At 61.9% G+C, this 22,875-nt stretch carries 18 protein-coding genes; 9 read left to right on the top strand and 9 right to left on the bottom strand.

Translation table 11 applies throughout. The features are described 5' to 3' along the window. Positions 1–50 precede the first annotated feature (50 nt). The 4 genes from ACP2AV_RS12305 to bcp form a co-directional block, all read right to left on the bottom strand. The gene (locus ACP2AV_RS12305; protein WP_426373042.1) at positions 51–560 is read right to left on the bottom strand and encodes a bactofilin family protein; all 510 of its coding nucleotides are present in this window, start codon (positions 558–560) and stop codon (positions 51–53) included. Continuing rightward, on the bottom strand, positions 550–1,863 hold the full coding sequence (locus ACP2AV_RS12300; protein ID WP_426373041.1) for a DUF5930 domain-containing protein: 1,314 nt from the start codon (positions 1,861–1,863) through the stop codon (positions 550–552). Before ACP2AV_RS12300 ends, ACP2AV_RS12305 begins: the two co-directional genes overlap by 11 nt. A 267-nt stretch (positions 1,864–2,130) precedes the next feature. Next, positions 2,131–2,946, bottom strand: coding sequence for a ferritin-like domain-containing protein (locus ACP2AV_RS12295; RefSeq protein WP_426373040.1), 816 nt, complete (start codon positions 2,944–2,946; stop codon positions 2,131–2,133). Further along, positions 2,943–3,422 carry a thioredoxin-dependent thiol peroxidase gene (gene bcp / locus ACP2AV_RS12290; RefSeq protein WP_426373038.1) on the bottom strand — a complete coding sequence of 160 codons (480 nt, stop codon included), beginning with the start codon at positions 3,420–3,422 and terminating at the stop codon, positions 2,943–2,945. Before bcp ends, ACP2AV_RS12295 begins: the two co-directional genes overlap by 4 nt. Before the next feature lie 83 nt (positions 3,423–3,505). Here bcp and ACP2AV_RS12285 point away from each other — a divergent pair, with 83 nt between their 5' ends. The 5 genes from ACP2AV_RS12285 (at position 3,506) to lpdA (ending at position 11,467) form a co-directional block, all read left to right on the top strand. Further along, a complete protein-coding gene (locus ACP2AV_RS12285) occupies positions 3,506–6,886 on the top strand; it encodes an AsmA-like C-terminal region-containing protein (protein ID WP_426373037.1) in 3,381 nt (1,126 codons plus the stop codon). A 1-nt stretch (position 6,887) separates the two neighbouring features. Beyond that, complete coding sequence (gene queA, locus ACP2AV_RS12280; protein ID WP_426373036.1) at positions 6,888–7,955, top strand: tRNA preQ1(34) S-adenosylmethionine ribosyltransferase-isomerase QueA; 1,068 nt, start codon at positions 6,888–6,890, stop codon at positions 7,953–7,955. Positions 7,956–7,986: 31 nt separating this feature from the next. Then, complete coding sequence (locus ACP2AV_RS12275; RefSeq protein ID WP_426373035.1) at positions 7,987–9,264, top strand: MFS transporter; 1,278 nt, start codon at positions 7,987–7,989, stop codon at positions 9,262–9,264. Positions 9,265–9,378: 114 nt separating this feature from the next. Next, positions 9,379–9,951: a DUF924 family protein gene (locus ACP2AV_RS12270; protein WP_426373033.1), complete on the top strand. Its 573-nt coding sequence runs from the start codon at positions 9,379–9,381 to the stop codon at positions 9,949–9,951. A gap of 121 nt (positions 9,952–10,072) precedes the next feature. Further along, positions 10,073–11,467 (top strand): dihydrolipoyl dehydrogenase, encoded by a 1,395-nt coding sequence (gene lpdA / locus ACP2AV_RS12265; protein ID WP_426373032.1) that lies wholly within the window; start codon positions 10,073–10,075, stop codon positions 11,465–11,467. 87 nt (positions 11,468–11,554) lie between these two features. Here lpdA and ACP2AV_RS12260 read toward each other — a convergent pair whose 3' ends face one another. Then, positions 11,555–11,923: a rhodanese-like domain-containing protein gene (locus ACP2AV_RS12260; protein WP_426373030.1), complete on the bottom strand. Its 369-nt coding sequence runs from the start codon at positions 11,921–11,923 to the stop codon at positions 11,555–11,557. A 222-nt stretch (positions 11,924–12,145) separates the two neighbouring features. On the opposite strand from ACP2AV_RS12260, the gene uvrA reads away from it, so the two are divergent. Next, on the top strand, positions 12,146–15,031 hold the full coding sequence (gene uvrA, locus ACP2AV_RS12255) for an excinuclease ABC subunit UvrA (RefSeq protein ID WP_426373029.1): 2,886 nt from the start codon (positions 12,146–12,148) through the stop codon (positions 15,029–15,031). A gap of 23 nt (positions 15,032–15,054) precedes the next feature. On the opposite strand, the gene ACP2AV_RS12250 is transcribed toward uvrA, so the two are convergent. The 4 genes from ACP2AV_RS12250 to ACP2AV_RS12235 all read right to left on the bottom strand — a co-directional run bounded on the left by ACP2AV_RS12250 (position 15,055) and on the right by ACP2AV_RS12235 (position 18,907). After that, the gene (locus ACP2AV_RS12250; protein ID WP_426373028.1) at positions 15,055–15,648 is read right to left on the bottom strand and encodes a hypothetical protein; all 594 of its coding nucleotides are present in this window, start codon (positions 15,646–15,648) and stop codon (positions 15,055–15,057) included. Positions 15,649–15,969: 321 nt separating this feature from the next. Further along, positions 15,970–16,710, bottom strand: a complete 741-nt coding sequence (locus ACP2AV_RS12245) for a hypothetical protein (RefSeq protein WP_426373027.1) — start codon at positions 16,708–16,710, stop codon at positions 15,970–15,972. Positions 16,711–16,786: 76 nt separating this feature from the next. After that, on the bottom strand, positions 16,787–18,079 hold the full coding sequence (serS, locus tag ACP2AV_RS12240; RefSeq protein WP_426373026.1) for a serine--tRNA ligase: 1,293 nt from the start codon (positions 18,077–18,079) through the stop codon (positions 16,787–16,789). 69 nt (positions 18,080–18,148) lie between these two features. Then, on the bottom strand, positions 18,149–18,907 hold the full coding sequence (locus ACP2AV_RS12235; protein WP_426373025.1) for a trypsin-like serine peptidase: 759 nt from the start codon (positions 18,905–18,907) through the stop codon (positions 18,149–18,151). 193 nt (positions 18,908–19,100) lie between these two features. On the opposite strand from ACP2AV_RS12235, the gene yajC reads away from it, so the two are divergent. Genes yajC through ACP2AV_RS12220 form a run of 3 tightly spaced genes read left to right on the top strand, consistent with a single transcriptional unit; the run spans position 19,101 to position 22,833 of the window. Beyond that, a complete protein-coding gene (gene yajC, locus ACP2AV_RS12230; RefSeq protein WP_426373024.1) occupies positions 19,101–19,427 on the top strand; it encodes a preprotein translocase subunit YajC in 327 nt (108 codons plus the stop codon). A 33-nt stretch (positions 19,428–19,460) separates the two neighbouring features. Continuing rightward, positions 19,461–22,088, top strand: coding sequence for a protein translocase subunit SecD (gene secD, locus ACP2AV_RS12225; RefSeq protein WP_426373023.1), 2,628 nt, complete (start codon positions 19,461–19,463; stop codon positions 22,086–22,088). After that, positions 22,081–22,833, top strand: coding sequence for a TSUP family transporter (locus tag ACP2AV_RS12220; RefSeq protein ID WP_426373021.1), 753 nt, complete (start codon positions 22,081–22,083; stop codon positions 22,831–22,833). The genes secD and ACP2AV_RS12220 overlap by 8 nt, the downstream gene beginning before the upstream one ends. Positions 22,834–22,875 lie beyond the last annotated feature (42 nt).

Here is a 22,875-nt window from a genome sequence, read left to right as displayed (position 1 = left end):
AAAGAAAAAGGCGGGCTGAAACACCCGCCTCGTCGTTTACTTCATTCAGCTCAGGCCTTTGGTGGCTCGGACGGCTTCGGGGGCTGCGCCCCGCCTTTTGCCCCTTGGGCCAGCGGGTCTTCTTGCCGCTGAACCGAACCTTCGAAATGCGCACCGCTTTCAATCGCGATGGTCTTGTGAATGATATCGCCTTCGACGCGGGCGGTCGACGTCAGGCGCACCTTGAGGCCACGCACCCGGCCGATTACGCGCCCGTTCACCACGACATCGTCGGCCACGACTTCACCGCGCACGGTTGCGGTTTCGCCGACCGTCAGCAGATGGGCACGAATGTCGCCTTCGACGGTGCCTTCGATCTGAATATCGCCGGTGGATTTGAGGTTCCCGACCACCGTCAGGTCCGTCGATAGCACCGACGCGGGCGCCTTGGTCTTGGGGGCGGTGCTCATCGGAACGCTGCTCTCGCTTTTCGGTGTCTTGCCAGCGGAGTGTGCGCCGCTGTCCTTGGCGGTTTCATCGGCCTTCGGACCGGGCTCGTTGATCCTACTCTTAGAAAACATCTTTGGCTGCCTTGATATAGGTCATCGGATTCACGGCCTTGCCACCGACGCGCACTTCATAGTGCAAGTGCGTGCCTGTCGAACGGCCGGAATTCCCCATAGCACCGATTTGCTGCCCGCGCGAGACCCTTTGTCCCTCTTTCACCAGGATTTTTGCCTGATGCGCATAGCGGGTTTCGATCCCGAACTCATGCTGGATCTTCACCAGACGTCCGTATCCCGAACTCCAACCGGCCTTGATGACCACGCCGTCAGCGGTTGCGTAGATGGGGGTGCCGTAGGCGGCGGCGAAATCGGTGCCTTCATGCATCCGCCCCCAGCGTGGACCAAACCCCGAGGTGTAACGGAAACTGGATTTCAGCGGCATGCCGAACGGAACTTTCTGCGCGGCGATGCGGTAGACATTCAGGCGATCCATCTGGTTCAGGATGCCATTGGCGCGCAGGCTGTCGGAGTCGGGTTCGCGACCCTTGGTGGAAAATGTGATCGGCGTCAGCGGGCCACCCTGACCTGAATACCCACGGCGGACCGTGTCCAGAATATGATCGGGCTGCAGGCCGGCGTTTCTGAACATCTTGTCCAGCGGCTCCATCGACACTGCGACGGCGTCTTCAAGCTGGCTGAAAATGCGGTCGTTCTTTTCTTCCAGCAGGCGACGTTCCAGATCAAGATTTTCGGCGATCTTTTCTGCCTCTTGCGCGGCCAGGGCCAACATGTCGCGCTCGGCGGCGGTGGTGGTCAACGCTTCGGTCAACACGTCCAGCGTGGTGTAAGTGTCGAGAGACGCCATCCGGTTGGTGGTATCGGCGGCGCCTGCGATTTCCCCTTCAAGCGTGGCCACCTGGGTTTCCAACGCGGCGCGGTGCGACATGCTTTCCGACAGCGTGGCGTGAACCACTTCGATGCCACGCTCAAGTTCGCGGCGCCGTTCTTCGGATTTCAGCAGCGCAGTCTGCATCTGTGAAACCTGTTTGAGCGCGGCGGCGAACCGTTCCTGGGCCTGAAAAGCTTCGTTGGCGCGGGTGTCGCGTTCGCCCGCCAACGCGTTGATCCGTGTTTCATAAAGGGCCTGTTCGCGGGCGGCCTGTTCGCGGATGCTGCCACTGCCGACGGCATCCATGGCAATGATCGCAGTTGCGACGATGGCCCAGCCGACCAGCAATGCCGATCCAGAAAAGCCGACGAACTGCGCCGAAGGCGTCAAGTGGATAAAGCGGGTGTCGGTGTCAGATCGGAGGAAAACCCGGCGTTCTGGAAACCTGCGTTCGAGAAGTCGGTTGAGCTTGTGAGCTACCTGATTCATCCTGTCGTCCCAATTCTGCCTTCGCTCGGTCAACTCGTCATTTTTGACTGAGGACCCCCACACCCGAGCATGTTCCTGATGTGGATAACTGCCCGGGCCCCAGGTGGCAACGATTTTGCCCCTGAAACGCATGTGTGGGATGGATCGACCCGAAAACTGGCGAATTCTTGCCGACTGAAAAGGCCCGCATCGGCGCCATCAGCAACACTGTGGCGGCAATAGGGCCTGCGCCGCGCGATTTTTGGATCGTTTTTGGGTGTCGCAGGCCTAGTGCGCCGCGTCCGCCAGCGGCCAGTAGAAATCCGGCGGCAGCCCCGCTTCGGCCCGTTTTTCATCGTTGAAAGGCGGCTTGAGCGCGCCGTGGAAATACTTTCGCACCAAGGCGTGAAAGACATCCTTGGGATCCAGATTGTCGCGCCCGCACAAAAAGTGGAACCACTTGCTGCCATAGGCCACATGCCCGACCTCTTCGCCGTAGATGACTTTCAGCGCGTCAACGGTTTGGGCGTCTTTGGCGTTCTGGAAGATCTTGATCATCCCGGGGGTGACATCCAACCCGCGCGCTTCCAGCACCATCGGCACCACGGCCAGCCGGCCCATCAGATCGTCGATCGTGTCTTCGGCCGCGCGCCACATGCCGGCGTGCGCTGCCAACGCACCGTAATACGATCCGTTCGCTTCAAGAGCGTCCGATACAAGATTGAAATGTTTTGACTCTTCATCGGCGGCCTTGACCCAGTCGTCGTAAAATCCCAGTGGCATCGGGACATGACCAAACCGGGCGATGATATCCCAATGCAGGTCGACCGCATTCAGTTCGATATGGGCAACTGCGTGCAAAATCGCTTGCCTGCCCTCGGGGCTGCCTGGTTTGCGGCGCGGTACATCACGCGGGTCCAACAGTTCGGGCTTGTCGGGCCGGGCGGGGCGCAGCGGCGGGTTCGCCGTTCCGATTGCGATCGGCGTATCGCTGGCGCGCGCGGCGAACCAGTCGGCAGCGTGACGCCGGCTGAGCGCCGCCTTTTCGCGCCCGCCTGCAGTGGTCAGAACTTCGCAGGCCATTTGGGTCAGGGTCCGGCTCATGCGCAATGCTCGCGGATGGCTGACAGGACGTCCTCGGCGTGACCCTCGACCTTGACCTTGGGCCAGACACGCAGGATTTTTCCATCAGGGCCAATCAGATAGGTCGTGCGCGTGATCCCCATAAAGGTCTTTCCGTACATCTTCTTTTCCCCGAAGACGCCATAGGTTTCGCACGTATCACTGTCGTGATCCGACAATAGGGCGACGGTCAGCCCGTGTTTTGCGGCGAATTTTTCGTGCTTTTGCACGCTGTCCTTCGACACGCCAAGAACCACGGCATTGAGCGCAGCAAACGCATCGGCGCGTGACGTGAAATCCAGCGCTTGCGTGGTGCAGCCGGGCGTGTCGTCGCGCGGATAGAAATAGAGCACGACGTATTGCCCCGACAGGGACGACAGGCTGACCGCGCCGCCGCCGTCACGGGGCAGTTCGAAAGCTGGGGCGTCGCTGCCTTCGGGCAAGAGCGCGTTTGTCATGGCAAGGGATCCTTCTGGCTCTGGTGTCAGCCCCTGTTTTAGGGCAAAACCATCCGAAATAAAGATCAAACGAACGGTCGGGCATGTCGTCAGAAAGTGGCCAGCAAGACACCGGGGCCAACGGCCTTGGGACCCCGCATGCGGGGTTGCCGCCCTTGCCGCCCAAACCACCGGACACCGCCCCCCAGCCGCCCCGCCGAATTTGGCGCAAGGTGATCATCGGAATTTTCGGCGTGTTGGCCGCTCTTGTGCTGCTTTTGGTGGGGCTGTCACTGTTCTTGCAGGGCCGGGCCATCGTGGCCCCCGATTGGGTGACGGACCGGGTTCAGACGCGGATCAATACATCAATACAAGAGGCCGGATCCGTTCGGCTGGGGCAGATCGATGTCATGGTCGACGACAGCGGTGTGCCGCGCATCCATTTGCGCGATGTGCTGGTCTTCGATGCCGGGGGGGCGATGGTTGCGGCCCTGAATGATGCAGGGGCAGAGCTGTCCGTGGCCGCATTGTGGGACCGGCGCCTGGCCCCTGAGACGCTGCGCTTGTCGGGCGCACAAGTGACCATCCGGCGCCGTGCGGACGGGCAATTTGACCTGTCATTCGGCGGCGGGCGAGGCCCCACGACCGGCACAATCGTCACTGCGCTGAACGAAATCGACACGGGCTTTTCGCGCCCGCCGCTGGCGTCGGTTCGCGGCGTCACCGTCAGCGATCTGACCATCACGCTGGAAGATGCACGGACCCGGCGCCTGTGGCAGGTGACGGGCGGGCGGATGACCTTGACCCACGATGCCGACAAGATCGAATTGTCGACCAGTTTCGAGGTCTTTAACGGCACCGAGGAACTGGCGACCACACAGATCAACTTCACCAAGACCAAGGGTGGGCCGGAAGTGACATTCGGTGCGCGGTTCCAGAATGCCGCGGCCGCCGATATTGCCCTGCAAACGCCTGCCCTGGCGTTCCTGTCGGTGCTGGATGCCCCGATTTCCGGCGCACTGCGTGGCAGGACCGACAGCGACGGCAACCTCGGCGCCTTTACCGGGACGCTGGAAATCGGCAAGGGGGCGTTGCAACCGACGCCAGATCTGGCCGGGGTCGGGTTCGAGGCCGGGCGCGCCTATTTCACCTATGACCCGGTTAATGAACGGCTCGAATTTTCCGAATTGTCCGCACGGACCGAAGCCGCGCGTATTCGCGCGCATGGGCACGCGTTTCTGCGCGAATTTTCCGATGGATGGCCGCGCGCTTTCGTTGGGCAGTTTGTTCTGGCCGACATCCGGGCCGAACCGGGCCTGGTCGCGGCCGACGCTGTGACGGCAGACAGCGGTGCGGTTGATCTGCGCTTGCGGCTCGATCCGTTTTCGATCGAGGTGGGACAGTTGATGCTGCGTCGCGACGAAGCGACGGTCCATGGCCGGGGTCATGTCGCAGCCGGGCCGGACGGGTGGACATTGGCCGCCGATCTGACATCGCAGCGCGCCGATCTGAAGACGGTTCTGAACATGTGGCCCAAGCAAACACTGGCCAAGACCCGCGCGTGGGTGGCCGACAACGTGCAGGCCGGAACGATGAGTACCGCGACGGCCGCGATCCGCGTCGCGCCCGGCGCCGCGCCGCGTGTGGATCTGGGCTGGAACATGGCCGATGCGCAGGTGCGCTTTCTCAAGACCTTGCCACCGGTCACTGGGGGCGCTGGCTATGGCAGCATCGAAAACAACGCCTTTACCCTTGTGGTTGAACAAGGCGTGGTGTCGGCCCCGGAAGGGGGCGATATCGATGTCGCGGGAAGCGTTTTGCGTATCGCCGATATCACCCAGCGACCGGCCCGGATGCAGATCGACCTGCTCACCAATGCCAGCGCGCAAGCCTCGCTGGCGATCCTGGATTTGCCGCCATTCAATATTCTGCAATCCGGAGATCTGACCCCTGGGGCCGTGCAAGGGACCGCGCGCATGCGGGCGCAGATTTCCCTGCCGGTGCGCAAGGGTCTGCCGCTGAGCGAGGTCGCGTACGAGGTTGCGGGAACCATCGAAGATGCCACCTCTGATCAGCTGGTTGCGCCGCGCCAGTTTTCTTCGGATCTTTTGCACCTGACCGCATCGCCCGAGGCGGTTGAAATTGCCGGCGCGGCGCGGATTGGCCAGGCGGCGGGCGAAGGCAGCTGGCTCCGCCAGCTTGGCCCCGGCGCGCAAGGGTCAACCGTGACGGGCGTTGCGCGTTTGAACCAGGCGTTACTGGATGAGTTCGGAATTGACCTGCCCAAGGGGTCGGTCGATGGCGAAGGTCGCGGCCAGTTCACATTGACGCTGCGCCCCGACGCAGCGCCGGACTTTGAACTCAAATCTGATCTGAATGCGCTCGGGTTGCGCCTGTCGGCCCTGGGTTGGAACAAACCGCGCGCTGCCACCGGTTCGCTGACGGTGGCGGGGCAGCTGGGTGAACGGCCCGACATTTCGACGCTGGAGCTGACGGCGGCGGGGCTTTCGGCCACCGGCGGGCGGGTGTTGATCGGTGCCGATGGCGGTCTGGCCGAAGCCCGGTTCGACCGTGTCAAACTGGGCACGTGGTTAGAGGCGCCGGTCGGGCTGATCGGGCAGGGGCGCGGCGCGCCGCCCCAGATCGAACTGACCGGGGGGCGGCTGGACCTGCGCCGTGTGCCTGGTAGCGGACTGAGCAGCGGACTGGGAAGCGGACCGGGCAGCGAAAGCGGCGCCACCATGAGCGGTCCGATCACGGCCGTGCTCGACCGCGTGATCGTTTCCGACGGGATCACGCTGCGCAATTTCCAGGGGAAGTTTTCGCAGAAAGGCGGTTTCAACGGCGATTTTACGGCGCGCGTGAACGGCGGGGCGGCTATTTCCGGCGCCCTGGCGCCATCCCGCGCGGGCCCTGTTGTGCGGATCCGCAGCAAGCAAGGGGGCGACGTGATGCGGGACGCGGGGGTGTTTCGCAGTGCGCGCGGCGGGGCGCTGGACCTGACACTGACCCCGATTGCGCCGCGGGTCTACGATGGCCGTCTGTCGATCAAGGATACCAAGATCGTTGGCGCTTCGCCCGTGGCCGAAGTGCTGTCTGCCCTGTCTATCGTTGGCCTGCTCGAGCAACTGTCGGGTCCGGGCATTCGCTTCACGGACGTCGAGGCCCGCTTCCGCCTTGACCCGGACAAGGTGACGTTGACGAAATCTTCGGCGATCGGCCCGTCGCTGGGGGTGTCGCTGGACGGATACTATGACCTGAAAGCCCATGAAGTGGACATGCGCGGGGTGCTATCGCCCGTCTATTTCCTGAACGCCATCGGACAGGTCATTTCGCGCAACCGCGAGGGGCTGTTTGGCTTCAGTTTTCGCATGCAGGGGCCGGCAGAGACCCCGCGCACCACGGTCAACCCCTTGTCCATTCTCACTCCGGGCGGTATCCGCGACATCTTCCGGCGCGCACCGCCAAAATTGCCGAGCGAGTGAGATGAAGCTTTCCGATTTCGATTTCGATCTGCCCGAGGACCTGATCGCGACCCGGCCCGCGCGCCCGCGCAGCGCGGCGCGCCTTCTGGTTGCCACACCGGACAAGATGACCGATGCGCAGGTTCACGACCTGGGGCAATTCCTGTCCCCTGGCGATCGATTGGTGCTGAACGACACGCGGGTATTGCCTGCGCGCCTGTTCGGCACCCGGACCCGCGACAGCGCCCAGGGTCAGGTCAGTGCCCGGATCGAAGTGACGCTGATTGATCCAATGCCCGGGGGTGCGGAATGGCGCGCGTTGGTCAAGCCCCTGCGCAAGCTGGCTGACGGCGAAATCGTCACGTTCGAAGGCGGGCTGGCCGCCACGATGGTACGCCGCGAAGAGGGTGAAGCGATCTTGCGATTCAACATGACGGGCGCGGCGTTCGATGCGGCGCTGGATGCGGCCGGGCAGATGCCGCTGCCGCCCTATATCGCGGCCAAGCGCCCGGCGGATGCGCAGGATCGCGACGATTATCAGACCGTTTGGGCCCGGCGCCCGGGCGCGGTGGCCGCCCCGACTGCGTCGCTGCACTTTGACAGCGCGCTGCTAGGCGACTTGGCGGCAATGGGCGTAGCGACAACCCATGTGACCTTGCATGTCGGGGCTGGCACTTTTTTGCCGGTCAAGACCGACAATCCGGACGAACACAAAATGCACGCGGAATGGGGCGAGGTCAGCGAAGACGCCGCCGCCCAGATCAATGCCACCAAGGCGGCCGGTGGGCGCATTATCCCGGTGGGCACCACCGCGCTGCGCCTGATAGAAAGCGCCGCGGGCGCGGGCGGGGTGGCGCCGTGGGTCGGCGAAACCGACATTTTCATTCGCCCGGGGTTCGAATTCCGTGTGGCCGATGCGTTGATGACGAATTTTCACCTGCCCAAATCGACGCTGATGATGTTGGTGTCGGCCCTGATGGGCCATGACCGGATCAAACAGATCTATGCCCATGCCATCGCGCAGCAGTATCGTTTCTTTTCCTATGGCGATGCGTCTCTTTTGATCCCGGGATCGGAAAAACCGGTTTGACGCGCGACGTTGTTGGCCACAGGGTCGGCGCATGATTCAGGTCCTCGCCACATCATGGGCACTTTTGCTCGGACTGCTGCTGCTGATGGTCGGCAATGGCCTGCAAGGCACTGTGCTTGGTGTGCGCGGTGCGCTTGAAGGGTTCTCGACCGGCCAGATGTCAGTGATCATGTCGGCGTATTTTGTCGGGTTTCTCGGCGGATCACGCCTGACGCCGGAAATGATCCGCCGCGTGGGCCATGTCCGTGTCTTCGCCGCGCTGGCGTCTTTCGTGTCGGCCGCCTTGATCCTGTTTCCCACTGTGGTGCAGCCCTGGGCGTGGGTTCTCTTCCGCGTGATCGTCGGCTTTTGCTTTTCGGGGATCTACGTGACGGCGGAAAGCTGGCTGAACAATTCGGCGACAAATGAAACCCGCGGCAAGGCGCTGTCTCTTTATATGATCGTGCAGACGCTTGGGATTATTGCGGCCCAAGGCATCGTGGCCATAGGCGAGCCGTCAGGGTTCATCTTGTTCATTGTCCCGTCGGTGCTGGTGTCGATTTCATTCGCGCCGATCCTTTTGTCGGTCAGTCCGACCCCGCCGTTCGAGACCACCAAACGGATGACCCTGCGCGAGCTGTATGCGATTTCGCCATTGGGCTGCGTCAGCATCTTTCTGATGGGGGGCGTTTTTTCGACCCAGTTCGGAATGGCGGCGGTCTACGGCGCGATGGCAGGTCTGAGCGTGGGGCAGATTTCGGCGCTGGTGGCGGCGATCTACGCAGGTGCGCTGGCGCTGCAATTCCCGATCGGTTGGATTTCCGACCGGATGGACCGGCGCGTCTTGATCATGGTGGTGGCCGTGTTGGGCGGGGCGGCGGCGCTGTTCGGGGCGATCATGGCCAACACTTATGTCATCATCCTTGGGGCGGCGGCACTGACCGGGGGGGCGGCCAACCCGCTCTATTCGCTGATCGTGGCCCATGCCAACGATCACCTTGAGACGGACGATATGGCCTCGGCCTCGGCGGGGATGCTGTTCCTGAACGGCGTGGGGGCCATCCTGGGCCCGTTGATCAGCGGCTGGCTCATGGGGGTGGTCGGGCCGAGCGGGTTCTGGGTGGTGATTGCAGGGTTCATGTTTGCCGTGGCCGGTTATGCGGCATGGCGAATGGCGCAGCGCCCATCGGTGGCCGTCGAAGATACTGCCAGCTATGCGCCGATCTTGCCGTCGGCCACGCCCGTGGCGATGGAAGTGGCGCAGGAATGGGCCATCGACCAGGCCGAAACAGACACAGACGACCAAGGCGCGTCCCCCGCGCAACAGTGACCGCAGGGCGCAAGGTCAAAACAGTCAAATTCCCTCAGCGCGCTTGTTTTTATCTGTCGCTTTTGCAACGATTTTTCAGCGGGCACAGAAAAGGCGGAAAAAGGGAGCGCGGCGATGGCAGATTCGGCAGAAATTCTGTCCTTTTGGCTGGACGAGGTCGGGCCGGAAGGCTGGTACAACCCGCCCGACAGTCTGGACGCCGAAATTCGCGACCGTTTCGGCGCGGCCTATGAGCAGGCCAGCGACGGGGCCTATTCGCTGTGGCTGACCTATGCGTCCGGGGCGCTGGCCTATGTCATTTTGCTCGATCAGTTTCCGCGCAACATGTTCCGCGGGCAAAGCAAGGCCTTTGCCGCTGACGGGATCGCGCGCACCGCTGCCAAGGCCGCCATTGCCAAAGGCTGGGATCTGAAAATTGACGCCCCGGCGCGCCAGTTCTTTTACCTGCCCCTGATGCATTCGGAAAATCTGACCGATCAGGACCGTTGCGTGCGTTTGGTGTACGAACGCCTGGCTGACATGGGCGAGGAAAACTTGCGCCACGCCCGCGCCCACCGCGAAGTGATCCGCCAGTTCGGCCGGTTCCCTTTTCGCAACGACGCGCTTGGCCGCCCGACGACGGCCGAAGAACGCCGGTTTCTGGACGAAGGCGGTTACGAGAACGTCCTGCAGCAGGTGAGCGCCTGACGCGCGCTACAGTCATGCATCGCGGACATCGCGGGGTTTGCGCCTGGGCATCGCTTGCCCGATTGCTTGCGTTTCAAAGATAGTTTAACGTCAAACTACCTTGAACACGGGAGGAGCAGGCATGGCTGCCAAGCAATTTGACGTCGTTGTCATCGGGGCAGGTCCCGGCGGCTATGTGGCTGCGATCCGGGCCGGACAGTTGGGCCTGAAGGTCTGCGTGGTTGAACGCGAAAACCTGGGCGGCATCTGTTTGAACTGGGGCTGTATCCCGACAAAGGCGTTGTTGCGATCCTCGGAAGTGTTCCATCTGATCGAACGCGCCGCTGACTTCGGGTTGAAAGCGGCCAAGCCGGACTATGATCTGGGTGCGGTCGTCAAACGCTCACGCGGGGTGGCCAAACAGATGGAAGGCGGCGTGAAGCACCTTCTGAAAAAGAACAAGGCCGAGGTGATCATGGGCGAAGCCACGATCCCGGCCAAGGGCAAGGTGTCGGTGAAAACCGACAAGGGCACCCAAGAGCTGACAGCCAAGCACATCATTCTGGCCACCGGCGCGCGGGCGCGCGAATTGCCGGGGCTCGAGGCGGACGGCGACTTGGTCTGGACCTATCGCCATGCGCTGACGCCCAAGCGGATGCCGAAAAAGCTGTTGGTGATCGGCTCGGGCGCCATCGGCATCGAATTCGCCAGTTTCTACAACACGCTGGGCGCCGACACGACCGTGGTCGAGGTGATGGACCGCGTGCTGCCCGTAGAAGACGCCGAAATCAGCGCCTTTGCGAAGAAACAGTTTGAAAAACAGGGGATGAAAATCCTCGAAAAAACCACCGTGACCAAGCTGGATCGCGCCAAAGGCAAGGTCACGGCGCATCTCGAGGCGGGCGGCAAAACCACCACGCAAGAATTCGACACGGTGATTTCGGCTGTCGGCATCGTTGGTAATGTCGAAGGTCTGGGGCTGGAAGATCTGGGCGTCAAATTGGACCGGACCCACGTTGTCACGGATGAATTCTGCCGCACCGGGATCGAAGGGCTGTTCGCCATCGGTGACATCGCCGGTGCCCCCTGGCTGGCGCACAAGGCCAGCCACGAAGGCGTGATGGTGGCCGAGCTGATCGCGGGCGGCCATCCGCACCCGATCAAACCGGGGTCAATCGCGGGCTGCACCTATTGCCAGCCGCAGGTTGCCAGCGTCGGCATGACCGAAGCCAAGGCAAAAGAGGCCGGGTTCGACGTCAAGGTCGGCAAGTTCCCGTTCATCGGAAATGGCAAGGCCGTCGCTCTGGGCGAACCCGAAGGACTGGTCAAAACCGTGTTCGACGCCAAGACGGGCGAACTCTTGGGCGCACATATGGTCGGCGCGGAAGTGACCGAGCTGATCCAAGGGTATGTTGTGGGCCGCCAATTGGAAACCACCGAAGAAGAGCTAATGAACACCGTCTTCCCGCACCCCACGCTGAGCGAGATGATGCACGAAAGCGTGCTGGCCGCTTACGGCAGGGCGCTGCACATCTGATTTTGCACCCGGGCGGGCAACCGAAAAGGGCGCCGAATTGGCGCCCTTGGCATGCGGCCTGCGCTAAAGGCCAAGCGGGTGGGCGTCTCAGCGCTCCAATTCACCGCCAGCCATGGCCCAATCGCGGATACCGCCCATATTGCGCACGTCTTCGTATCCGAACTGGCGCAGCATGACGCCCGCCGAATGGCTGCGCGCGCCAGTTGCACAATAAAGCACCAGCGGTTTGCTCGATTTCAGTTCGGGGGCGCATTCGGGGCTGCGCGGATCTGCTTTCATACGCAGCGACATCAGGGGCAGGTGGATCGCGCCCTTGGCTTTGCCGGTCGCCGCCAGTTCATTGCCATCGCGCACGTCGATCAGGACGATTTCATCCCGGCCGGCGGCGTCAATAGCCTCTTGGGCCGCCATGTGCATCACGCCGTGACCGGCGCGCGGGTTCAGAAAGTTCAGCATCGATGGCTCCGTAGGACTCTGTGGGATGACATGCGTGGGACGACCTGCGTTTGCGCACAATGTATGCGGGGAAATGAATGTGACAAGGGGTAATCCGGTAAACCCTTTCGCAGGTGCAGAAAATTTGTCTCAATGTCAAATGTTCATGTTAAGTTCTCATTTTTCTATTGGAGACTCGTCCCGCTTCGCCTATTTCTAGACCGTTAACAGGGGCAGTATCATATGGCCGAGTTGAAGAACATCGAAGTGCGCGGCGCACGCGAACACAATCTGAAGGGGATCGATGTCGATATTCCCCGCGATCAGCTTGTGGTGATCACCGGTCTGTCTGGCTCGGGCAAATCATCGCTGGCGTTCGACACCATATATGCCGAAGGACAGCGGCGCTACGTGGAATCGCTCAGCGCCTATGCGCGCCAGTTCCTGGACATGATGGGCAAGCCGGACGTCGATCATATCAGCGGTCTCAGCCCTGCGATTTCGATCGAACAAAAGACAACATCGAAAAACCCGCGCTCGACCGTTGGCACCGTCACGGAAATCTATGACTACCTGCGCCTGCTCTTTGCCCGCGCCGGCACCCCCTATAGCCCTGCCACCGGCGCGCCGATCGAGGCCCAGCAGGTGCAGGACATGGTGGATATCGTCATGGCGCTGGAAGAAGGCACACGCGGCTATCTGCTGGCCCCCATCGTGCGTGACCGCAAGGGCGAATACCGCAAGGAATTTCTGGAACTCCGCAAACAGGGCTTCCAGCGCGTCAAGGTCAATGGCGAGTTCTACGAATTGGAAGAGCCGCCGGTTCTGGACAAGAAATACCGTCACAACATCGATGTGGTTGTCGACCGGATCGTGGTTCGCGAGGGGTTGGAAACCCGGTTGGCCGACAGCATGCGCACCGCGCTGGATCTGGCCGACGGCATCGCCATTTTGGAAACCGCCCCGAAAGACGGCGACCCCGAACGCATCACGTTCAGCGAAAATTTCGCCTGTCCCGTGTCTGGTTTCACCATCCCGGAAATTGAGCCGCGCCTGTTTTCCTTTAACGCGCCCAACGGGGCTTGTTCGCATTGCGACGGTCTGGGGGTCGAGCTGTTCTTTGACGAGCGGCTGGTCGTGCCTGACGCGGCGCTGAAAGTGTCAGACGGGGCCATCGCACCGTGGCGCAAGGGCAAGTCGCCCTATTTCCTGCAAACCATCGAAGCACTGGCCAAGCACTATGGTTTCAAGTCGAACAAGCCATGGAAAGACCTGCCGGAAAAAGTCCAGCAGATGTTTCTCTATGGCTCGGGCAACGAAGAAATCAAATTCCGCTACGATGATGGCGGGCGGGTCTATGAAGTGACACGGGCCTTTGAAGGGGTCATTCCCAACATGGAGCGGCGCTACCGCGAGACCGACAGCAACTGGGTGCGAGAGGAATTTGAGCGCTATCAGAACAACCGGCCCTGCGGTCATTGCGGTGGCTACCGGCTGCGCGACGAGGCGTTGGCGGTCAAGATCGGCCCCGAAGATGGCGCGCCCGAAGATCGGTTGCACATTGGCCAACTGGTCGAAATGTCGATCAAAGAGGCCTTGGACTGGGTCGAACAAGCGCCTGAATATCTGTCCAAGCAAAAGAAAGAAATCGCCCGTGCCATCCTCAAGGAAATCCGCGAACGTCTTGGTTTCCTTGTCAATGTCGGGCTGGACTATCTGACGCTCAGCCGTGCGGCCGGCACGCTTTCGGGCGGCGAAAGCCAACGCATCCGGCTGGCCAGTCAGATTGGCAGCGGTCTGACCGGCGTGCTCTATGTGCTCGACGAGCCATCCATCGGGCTGCACCAGCGTGACAATGACCGGCTGATCGGCACGCTGAAGAACCTGCGCGATCAGGGCAATACGGTGATCGTGGTGGAACATGACGAAGAAGCTATCCGCGAAGCGGACTATGTGTTCGACATCGGGCCGGGCGCTGGCGTGCATGGCGGGCAGGTGGTGGCCCAGGGCACCCCGGCCGATATCGCGGCCGACAGCGCTTCGATCACCGGGCAATACCTGACCGGCACGCGCGAGATTCCGGTGCCCGAAACCCATCGCACCGGAAACGAAAAAAAGGTAACGGTTGTAAAGGCTTCTGGCAACAACCTCAAGGATGTGACGGTGGAATTCCCCTTGGGTGAATTTGTCGTTGTGTCCGGGGTGTCAGGTGGCGGCAAGTCGACCCTGACGATCGAAACCCTGTTCAAGACCGCCAGCATGCGCCTCAATGGCGCGCGCCAGACACCTGCGCCTTGCGAGACGATCAAGGGGCTGGAACATCTGGACAAGGTGATCGACATCGATCAGCGCGCCATCGGGCGCACCCCGCGCAGCAATCCGGCCACCTATACCGGTGCCTTCACCCCAATCCGTGACTGGTTTGCCGGCCTGCCCGAGGCAAAGGCCCGTGGCTACAAGCCGGGGCGCTTCAGCTTCAACGTCAAGGGCGGGCGCTGCGAGGCGTGCCAGGGCGACGGCGTCATCAAGATCGAAATGCACTTTCTGCCCGATGTCTACGTCGAATGCGAAACTTGCAAAGGCCAGCGCTACAACCGCGAAACGCTGGAAATTAAGTTTAAAGGCAAAAGCATAGCCGACGTTCTTGATATGACGGTTGAAGATGCGCAGAGCTTTTTCGAAGCCGTCCCCAGCATTCGCGAAAAGATGGATGCGCTGATGCGGGTTGGGCTGGGGTATATCAAGGTCGGCCAACAGGCGACCACCCTGTCCGGCGGCGAGGCGCAGCGCGTAAAACTGTCCAAAGAGCTTTCGAAACGTTCGACAGGACGCACGCTCTATATCCTCGATGAACCGACCACGGGCCTGCATTTCGAAGACGTGCGCAAACTGCTCGAAGTGCTGCACGAGTTGGTCGATCAGGGCAATTCGGTCATCGTGATCGAACACAATCTGGATGTGATCAAGACGGCCGATCACATCATCGATATTGGCCCCGAAGGGGGCGATGGTGGCGGCCGAGTGGTCGCCACCGGCACGCCGGAAGACGTGGCGATGGTCGAAGGGTCGCACACCGGACGCTACTTGCGACAGATTTTAGCGGCCAAGGGCCGGATCGCGGCGGAATAACCCGGCAAGCGCGGCCCTTTGCGTCAAGACTTGCGCAAGCGCAGCGCCCCCAATGCCCCAAGCCCCAGCCCACCCAGGGCCAAGCTGGCTGGCAGCGGAACCTTGCTGACGCTTGGCACCCCCGCGGCCGAAAGCCTGTAGATCGTGTCCGGCACATCGGGCAATCCGGAATAATCGATCCAGCTCATCACGCCACCCGTCGAGAAAATCCCGACGGAAATCTCGGTCATGCCAAAGGTCGTGAAATCCATCGAAAACCCATCAGAGGTTCCCAATTCGTAACTGAAAGAAAGTGCGTAATCCCCGAAATCCGGGAAAAACTGGTATCCGACACCGAATTGCAGATCTGAAGACAGCGACAGGGCAGGGAAGTCTGCGCTGCCCGGGAATCCGATCGACAGGTAGTCCACCTCGGACGCGGTTGAGGCCGGGTCCGGGGCGTCAATCGTCAGGAACCCGTCGCCATTGAGATCGGTTCCCGAGAAAAAGCCCACAACCCGCGAGGCAGTGCCGTCCCATCCGCCAATGGAATAGTGGTAGGTTTCTATCAGCGAAGCCGATGCAGGTGCGGCAAGGCTGGTTGTTAAAAGAGCTATCGAAATGAGTTTCAGTGACATTGTTTTCTCCTCGAAACTGAACGCGTTTCTGAAACAATCATTGCATGGTTTTGAAATTGTTCACATGAGCCAAGTCAATGCTGTCTGGTGACGACGCCGCAAACGTCATTAGACGAAACGTTGGCCGCAAATTTGTCGCGCAGTCAGCGGACGTGGGCCCGAGGTGATGCGGATCGATGCAGCGTTCCGGCCCCGTGGGTTCAGCCCAGAACTTGCGGGCCAGCATCAGCGGCAGGCGCGATACGCTTGCCCCGGGCCGGTCGTGCAGCGCTTGGGAAGCGGTCAAAGCCTGTTTTTGTGTTGGCCGACCAGGTTGGTCGACTACTTGGGCTGGGTGGTGCTGGAGTTGGGCGTTGACGCGCCCTTAGGGCGCCGCGCAGTACCTAGGGCGGCGGCTGCAACCAACGCTGCGCCCAACAGGGCAATGACCGTCACGCTGATCTGCTCGGCGCCGTTCTGCACAGCGATTGCGATCAGCCCCCAGACCACACCAGCCCCGTAGAGCGGTGCGCGACCAAGCGCCAGTTGCACGCAGATCGCGATGGTGCTGGCAGCGACGATCGACGCATATGCCCAACCGATCTGTCCAAATAGCACGCCGTACCCGGCACCCAACATGCCGACAGAAACCAAACTGGCCGCGCTGAGCCACCCGGCATAAAGCGCCAGGGGCGCGGCCCCAAGCCACGGATCGCGCACGGGCGCGCGAAACAGGGCCACAAGCGCTGTGATCAACATGAACCAAATCAAAACCGTGGCCCAAAACGGTGAAAACGTGGCCACCGACAACCAACTGGTTCCCACAGTCAGCGACGCGAACAGCCACCAGCGCGGTGCGTCCCAATCGCGATCGACATCCCGTTTGAACAGGCTGAACCCAGCGTGGATCACAAGCCAGACGTAGATGATCCCCCAGATCGAAAATGCATACCCGGCGGGCTGAACCGGGGGGTCATATTGCGGGATCGGATAACGCGTGGGGTCGAATCCGTCGAACCCCGTCGTCATGAATGGCGCCGCCGCGAAACTGAGCGCGGCAACAAACAGCAGTATGGCTTTCATGCGTTGCATACCTGATCAATACCTGCTGGCCGATTTGGTTCCGAGCCATTCAGGCAAATTCAACAGGTTTTTTGACCTAACGCAGGGTGCCGTCGGCGGACAGGGTCTTTTTGGCGCCCAGATACGGTGCCAGCACCTCTGGCAGGGTGACCGATCCGTCCTGGTTCTGGCCGTTTTCCAGCACTGCGATCAGACAGCGGCCCACGGCCACGCCCGACCCGTTCAGCGTGTGCACGAATTCCGGCTTGCCGCCAGCGGCGGGCTTGAAGCGTGCGTTCATCCGTCGCGCCTGCCAATCGCCAGCGGTCGAAATCGACGAGATTTCGCGGTAAGTGTTCTGACCGGGCAGCCACACTTCGATATCATGCGTGCGTTTCATTGTGGCGCCCATGTCGCCGGCACACAGTTTGACCGTGCGATAGGGCAGACCAAGCGCCTCAAGGATCGCCTGCGCGCGCGTGGTCATCGCCTGGTGTTCGCTATCGCTGTCGTCGGGGTGAACGACCGAAACCATTTCCACCTTTTCGAACTGGTGCTGACGCAGCATCCCGGCCGTGTCGCGCCCGGCACTGCCCGCTTCCGAGCGGAAACAAAGGGTGTGCGCACAATAGCGGCGCGGCAGGTCGCTTTCGGCGAGCGTCGCGCCGTTGACGATGTTGGTCAGCGTAACTTCGGACGTGGGGATCAGCCACATTCCTTCGCGGGTCTGATAGCTGTCTTCGCCGAATTTGGGCAATTGGCCCGTGCCGTACATCATTTCGTCGCGCACCAGAACCGGGGTGATCGCTTCGGTCAGGCCGTGTTGATCCACATGGGTGTCCAGCATGAACTGCGCCAGCGCGCGGTGCAGACGCGCCACACCGCCAGACATCAAGACAAAGCGGCTGCCCGAAAGTTTGGCTGCGGTTTCGAAATCCAGCCCGTCCTGGACCGCGGGCAGTTCAAAGTGCTCTTTTGGGGTGAAATCAAAGCTGGGCGGCGTGCCCCAACGGTGGATCTCGAGGTTGTCGTTTTCGTCGTCGCCGTCCGGCACATCATCATAAAGGGTATTGGGCAGTTCCAACATGCGCAGGCGCAGGCGTTCATCCTCGGCCTTGGCTTCGTCGTTCAGGCGCGCGACCTCGGCCTTCTTTTCGCCGACCAGGGCGCGCAGGCGCTGGAATTCGTCTTCGTCCCCGCGGGCCTTGGCCGCGCCGACTTCCTTGGACGCGCGGTTCTGTTCGGCCTGGGCGTCTTCGGCTGCCTGGATCTTGGCACGCCGCGCAGCGTCGATCGCCAGCACTTCAGCCGAAATGCCCGACAGGCCCCGCCGTGCCATGGCAGCGTCGAAGGCGTCTGGATTGTCGCGGATCACTTTGATGTCGTGCATGTCGGGCCCCGTGCGGTGAACTTGCCCGCGCCATATGCCGCAAAACGCAGCGCTTTTGAAGCCCCGGTTTCAGTTGTTGAGGACACTGTTCAGGAATGGTTCGTCCGGGCGGGCGGCCAGCGACCTGAGTTGTTGCTTGCGCCCGGTCCGGTTTGATCGCGACGACACCACGCCTACCACGTGCCAAACCCCGTCAATCTGGCTGAGAATCGGCCCCCCCGAATTGCCACCGACCACCGGGCAATCCAGAGCCATCAGACGCAGGTCTTCGCCCAGAAGGTTGCAGCGGAAACTGGCCGACAGCATGTGCGGGCGATCCCCGCGGTACCCGATCAGCGCCAGCGGGCGGTCAGGCGCGGGCGCGGTGGCCACCGGCAACGGCGTGACAAGTGCCGGGTCCAGTGGTGTTTGCAAGCGGATCAGGCCAAGGTCATAGCCGATCTGCATCATGTGGTTCTGGCTTTGCTGATAACCCGGGTGCACCCAGGTCCTGGCCGCGGCGGAATGGGCCACAGGTTTGCCGCGCAGCCAGCCGGCGGCGAAAATCAGATCCCCCGGTTCGGCCAGCCGGGCGCCGTTCGGGGTGCTCTTGTACAGGCAGTGGGCCGCCGTCAGAACCACGTCCGGCGCGATCAGCGTGCCGGTGCACATGCCGCGGTTTCGCCCGCCGGCCCAGTTCAGCCGCCCTATGGCGCGCCAGTCCTGATGCTGGCGGTCGGTCAGGGGGCTCGGATCGTTGGCGCGGGCCGGGGCCGGGGCCACAACGAACAGCGCAAGGCACAGAGCGAAATGGGCGAAATGGGCGAATAGTGTGGATCGCTTGGTCATTGCGGCGACTTTGCCCCGAAGCCCGGGCCCGGCCAACCGAAATTCCCGTGAACGGGGGCGAAAAATGTGCGCAGCTGAACGGGGGCGAAAAATGTGCGCAGCCCCTTGCTTGCCAACAATGGGGGCCAGATATAGGGTGCGCGCCAATTCGGGCCACCGTTCGGTGCGCCCTGACTTCAGGAAGGATTCGCTGATGCTTGTTACGCCCGCTTACGCCCAGGCCGCCGGAGGCGCCTCGGGAGGTGTCATCGCCCAGATGCTGCCGCTGATTTTGATCTTTGCGATCATGTATTTCCTGCTGATCCGTCCGCAGCAGAAAAAGGCCAAGGATCACCAGGCCATGGTGCAGGCAGTGCGGCGCGGGGATCAGGTCGTGACTCAGGGCGGGATCGTCGGCAAGGTCGCCAAAGTGCGCGACGACAACGAAATCGAAGTCGAAATCGCCGATGGCGTCAAAGTGCGCGTGATCAAGGGCACATTGGCCAACGTGGTTTCCAAAACCGAGCCTGCCGAGCAATAAGCAGGCCAAACACACCGAAACAGGGCAGGGCACATGCTGCAGATTCCGCTTTGGAAGCGTATTGTCATTTGGGGCCTCGTGGCCATCGGGCTGTTGATGGCCCTGCCGAATGCGTTCTACTCCCGCGTCGAAGGGCACAACGATGCCGTCGCGGCCATCGAAACCGCCGGTGAAACGCCCGAACGGGTGGCGGCGCGCGATGCGTGGCCGGGGTGGATGCCCAACGCCCTGGTGAACCTGGGGTTGGACCTGCGCGGCGGCGCGCATCTGTTGGCCGAAGTGCAAGTCGAAGACGTCTATGCCGACCGCATGGATGCGCTCTGGCCCGAGGTACGCGATGCCCTGCGCGATGAACGTGACGCGGTGGGGACGATCCGGCGGATTGACGCGCCCGAAGGCGAACTGCGTGTTCGTATCGGCGAACAGGACGGCATGGCCACCGCGCTGGAAGCGGTTCGTGCCCTGGCCACGAACGTGGTGTCGGTCACTTCGGTCGGGGAACGCGATCTGGCCGTCAGTGCGACGGGCGACGTGATCACCGTGCAATTGTCGGATGCCGAAAAGCGGGCGACCGACGACCGGACCATGCAACAGTCGCTGGAAATCATCCGCCGCCGCGTGGACGAGGTCGGCACCCGAGAGCCAACTATCCAGCGTCAGGGCGACGATCGCATCCTGATCCAGGTGCCCGGTATCGGGTCGGCCAGCGAACTGAAGGAATTGATCGGAACCACGGCGAAATTGACCTTTCACCCCGTGGTCAGCCGCACATCGAATCCGAGCCAGCCCGCCGGCGCGCGCAACATGCTGTTGCCGTCCATGGACGAAGAGGGCACGTACTATATCCTTGAAAAGACCGCCGTTGTCACCGGCGACGAGCTGACCGACAGCCAGCCGGCGTTTGATCAGAATGGCCGGCCCAGCGTGACGTTCCGCTTTAATGCGACCGGCGCGCGCAAGTTCGGCGACTATACGGCCGAAAACGTCGGCTCGCCCTTTGCCATCGTTCTGGACGACGAGGTGATCAGCGCGCCCACGATCCAGGAAGCGATCCGGGGCGGCTCTGGCCAGATCACCGGGTCGTTCTCGGTAGACGAAAGCACGCAGCTGGCCGTGCTGCTGCGCGCCGGGGCCTTGCCGGCGGAAATGAATTTCCTTGAAGAACGCACCATCGGCCCCGAACTGGGCGCCGACAGTATCGAAGCGGGCAAGATGGCCACCATGGTGGCTGGTGTCGCGGTGCTTGTGTTCATGGTCGTCAGCTACGGTCTGTTCGGTCTGTTTGCCAATATCGCGTTGGTGATCAACGTTGCGATGGTGTTTGGATTGTTGTCGGCGGTGGGCGCGACGCTGACCTTGCCGGGCATTGCGGGGATCGTGCTGACCGTGGGTATGGCGGTGGACGCCAACGTGCTGGTTTTTGAGCGTATCCGAGAAGAGCTCAAGACGGCCAAGGGCGCGGCCCGCGCCATAGAATTGGGCTATGAAAAGGCACTGTCGGCGATCATCGACGCCAATATCACCACCTTCATCACCGCCGTGATCCTGTTCGTCATGGGGTCGGGGCCGGTCAAGGGTTTTGCCGTCACGCTGGTGTTCGGCATTGTGACATCGGTGTTTACCGCGATCTACGTCACCCGCGCCCTGATCGTGTGGTACATGAATCCGAAACGCGCAAAGGGCTTCCGGTTGAAGGGCCTGAAACTGGTGCCGTCAAACACGAAAATCGACTTTTTCCGCGGCGCCAGGATTACCTTTGGCGGCGCGGTGGTCGCAGTTGTTGCCAGTATTGCCTTGGTTGCTGTGATGGGGCTGAATTTTGGAATTGATTTCCGGGGTGGAACCACGATCCGTACCCAATCCGAAACGGCCGTCGATGTGGGGGATTATCGCGCCGCACTGGCCCCGTTGGAGCTGGGTGATATCAGTGTCACGCAGGTGTTCGATCCGAACTTCGACGAGGACCAGCATGTCGCGATGGTCCGGATCGAAGCGCAGGACGAAACCGATGCGGTCAGCGCCGAAACCATCCGCATTGTCGAAGAGGCGTTGCAGGCGGTCGATCCCACGATCACCTTCCCTTCGGTGGAAAGCGTCGGACCCAAAGTGTCAGGTGAACTGATCTGGACCGCGATCGAGGCGGTTCTGGCCGCCATGGCGGCGGTTCTGTTCTATATCTGGCTGCGCTTTGAATGGCAGTTCGCCTTGGGCGCGGTGGCGGCGTTGATCCATGATGTGTTGATTACCATCGGGATTTTCGCGCTCTTCGGTATACCATTCGATCTGACCATCATCGCGGCGCTGCTGACCATCGTGGGCTATTCGCTGAACGACACCGTGGTGGTCTTTGACCGGGTGCGTGAAAACCTGCGCAAGTACAAGAAGCTGGAACTGCAAGGCGTTCTGAATCTGTCGATCAATGAAACGCTCGGCCGGACAATCATGACCTCGGGCACCACACTTCTTGCGTTGATCGCGCTGCTGGTTCTGGGGGGCGATGTGATCCGCGGGTTCGTTTTTGCCATGACGCTGGGCGTCGTGGTCGGGACCTATTCGTCGGTCTTCGTGGCATCGAACCTGCTGCTATGGCTGGGCGTGAAACGCGACTGGTCCAAGACGGCGCCAGAAAACGCGGGCAACCAGTTCGGCACTGATGCCTGAGGCACTGACCGGGGTGCTGGCCACCCCGGGCCTTGTCTGGCTGGTCCTGACCTATTTGGTCGCGGGCGTTGTGCGCGGGTTTTCCGGGTTCGGCACCGCGTTGATCTTCATGCCCGTGGCCACGATCTTTTTGCCGGTCCCGGTGGCCGTCGTCGTCATCACGGTGTCCGGTTTTGTGTCGCTGCCGGTGCTGTTGCCCCGCGCCCTGCGCGAGGGCGACGTGGGCCAGGTGGCGGTATTGGCGCTGGCCGCCCTGGTAACCTTGCCCATCGGCGTGCGGGTTCTGGCGGTCGCAGACAATGAAACAACCCGCTGGATCGTTGTCATTGCCGCGGCTGCGACCTTGGCCGCGCTGGTCAGTGGGTGGCGGTTCACGGGCCGTGTCACGCGGCCCGGCCTGGTGATCATTGGCGCCATTGCAGGGCTGCTTGGCGGCATGACCGGCCTGACGGGCCCGGTGGTCATCCTGTTTTACCTTGCGGGCCGGTCCGCCGCTTCGGCGGTGCGAGCGAACGTCATTTTGTTTCTGGCGTTTCTGGACGTGGGGGTGATCGTCAACCTCTGGCTGGCGGGTCTGGCAGGGGGCGAGGCGCTGGCATTGGGGCTGGTCCTGATGGTGCCCTACGCCATCGCGATCAGTGTGGGCCAGCGCCTGTTCACGCCCACGCGCGAGGTGCTCTACCGCCGCGTGGCCTTTGGGGTGATCGCGCTGGCCATCGTGACAGGATTGCCGATATTCGGCTGAGCATGGACATTTCGCCTCGGGCGGGGATAGTTGGGATCACAA

Source organism: Aliiroseovarius sp. PTFE2010 (assembly GCF_049943335.1).
In the GTDB taxonomy this organism is placed as follows: Bacteria; Pseudomonadota; Alphaproteobacteria; order Rhodobacterales; family Rhodobacteraceae; genus JBNFVY01.
The sequence above is the reverse complement of the archived record's forward strand: the minus strand, read 5'-3'. Positions and strand labels throughout refer to the sequence as shown.

What these genes read in the sequence shown, in the direction of transcription:
- ACP2AV_RS12305 (WP_426373042.1), bottom strand. Translation starts at nt 560, where the DNA reads ATGTTTTCTAAGAGTAGGATCAACGAGCCCGGTCCGAAGGCCGATGAA.
- ACP2AV_RS12300 (WP_426373041.1), bottom strand. Translation starts at nt 1,863, where the DNA reads ATGAATCAGGTAGCTCACAAGCTCAACCGACTTCTCGAACGCAGGTTT.
- ACP2AV_RS12295 (WP_426373040.1), bottom strand. Translation starts at nt 2,946, where the DNA reads ATGAGCCGGACCCTGACCCAAATGGCCTGCGAAGTTCTGACCACTGCA.
- bcp (WP_426373038.1), bottom strand. Translation starts at nt 3,422, where the DNA reads ATGACAAACGCGCTCTTGCCCGAAGGCAGCGACGCCCCAGCTTTCGAA.
- ACP2AV_RS12285 (WP_426373037.1), top strand. Translation starts at nt 3,506, where the DNA reads ATGTCGTCAGAAAGTGGCCAGCAAGACACCGGGGCCAACGGCCTTGGG.
- queA (WP_426373036.1), top strand. Translation starts at nt 6,888, where the DNA reads ATGAAGCTTTCCGATTTCGATTTCGATCTGCCCGAGGACCTGATCGCG.
- ACP2AV_RS12275 (WP_426373035.1), top strand. Translation starts at nt 7,987, where the DNA reads ATGATTCAGGTCCTCGCCACATCATGGGCACTTTTGCTCGGACTGCTG.
- ACP2AV_RS12270 (WP_426373033.1), top strand. Translation starts at nt 9,379, where the DNA reads ATGGCAGATTCGGCAGAAATTCTGTCCTTTTGGCTGGACGAGGTCGGG.
- lpdA (WP_426373032.1), top strand. Translation starts at nt 10,073, where the DNA reads ATGGCTGCCAAGCAATTTGACGTCGTTGTCATCGGGGCAGGTCCCGGC.
- ACP2AV_RS12260 (WP_426373030.1), bottom strand. Translation starts at nt 11,923, where the DNA reads ATGCTGAACTTTCTGAACCCGCGCGCCGGTCACGGCGTGATGCACATG.
- uvrA (WP_426373029.1), top strand. Translation starts at nt 12,146, where the DNA reads ATGGCCGAGTTGAAGAACATCGAAGTGCGCGGCGCACGCGAACACAAT.
- ACP2AV_RS12250 (WP_426373028.1), bottom strand. Translation starts at nt 15,648, where the DNA reads ATGTCACTGAAACTCATTTCGATAGCTCTTTTAACAACCAGCCTTGCC.
- ACP2AV_RS12245 (WP_426373027.1), bottom strand. Translation starts at nt 16,710, where the DNA reads ATGAAAGCCATACTGCTGTTTGTTGCCGCGCTCAGTTTCGCGGCGGCG.
- serS (WP_426373026.1), bottom strand. Translation starts at nt 18,079, where the DNA reads ATGCACGACATCAAAGTGATCCGCGACAATCCAGACGCCTTCGACGCT.
- ACP2AV_RS12235 (WP_426373025.1), bottom strand. Translation starts at nt 18,907, where the DNA reads ATGACCAAGCGATCCACACTATTCGCCCATTTCGCCCATTTCGCTCTG.
- yajC (WP_426373024.1), top strand. Translation starts at nt 19,101, where the DNA reads ATGCTTGTTACGCCCGCTTACGCCCAGGCCGCCGGAGGCGCCTCGGGA.
- secD (WP_426373023.1), top strand. Translation starts at nt 19,461, where the DNA reads ATGCTGCAGATTCCGCTTTGGAAGCGTATTGTCATTTGGGGCCTCGTG.
- ACP2AV_RS12220 (WP_426373021.1), top strand. Translation starts at nt 22,081, where the DNA reads ATGCCTGAGGCACTGACCGGGGTGCTGGCCACCCCGGGCCTTGTCTGG.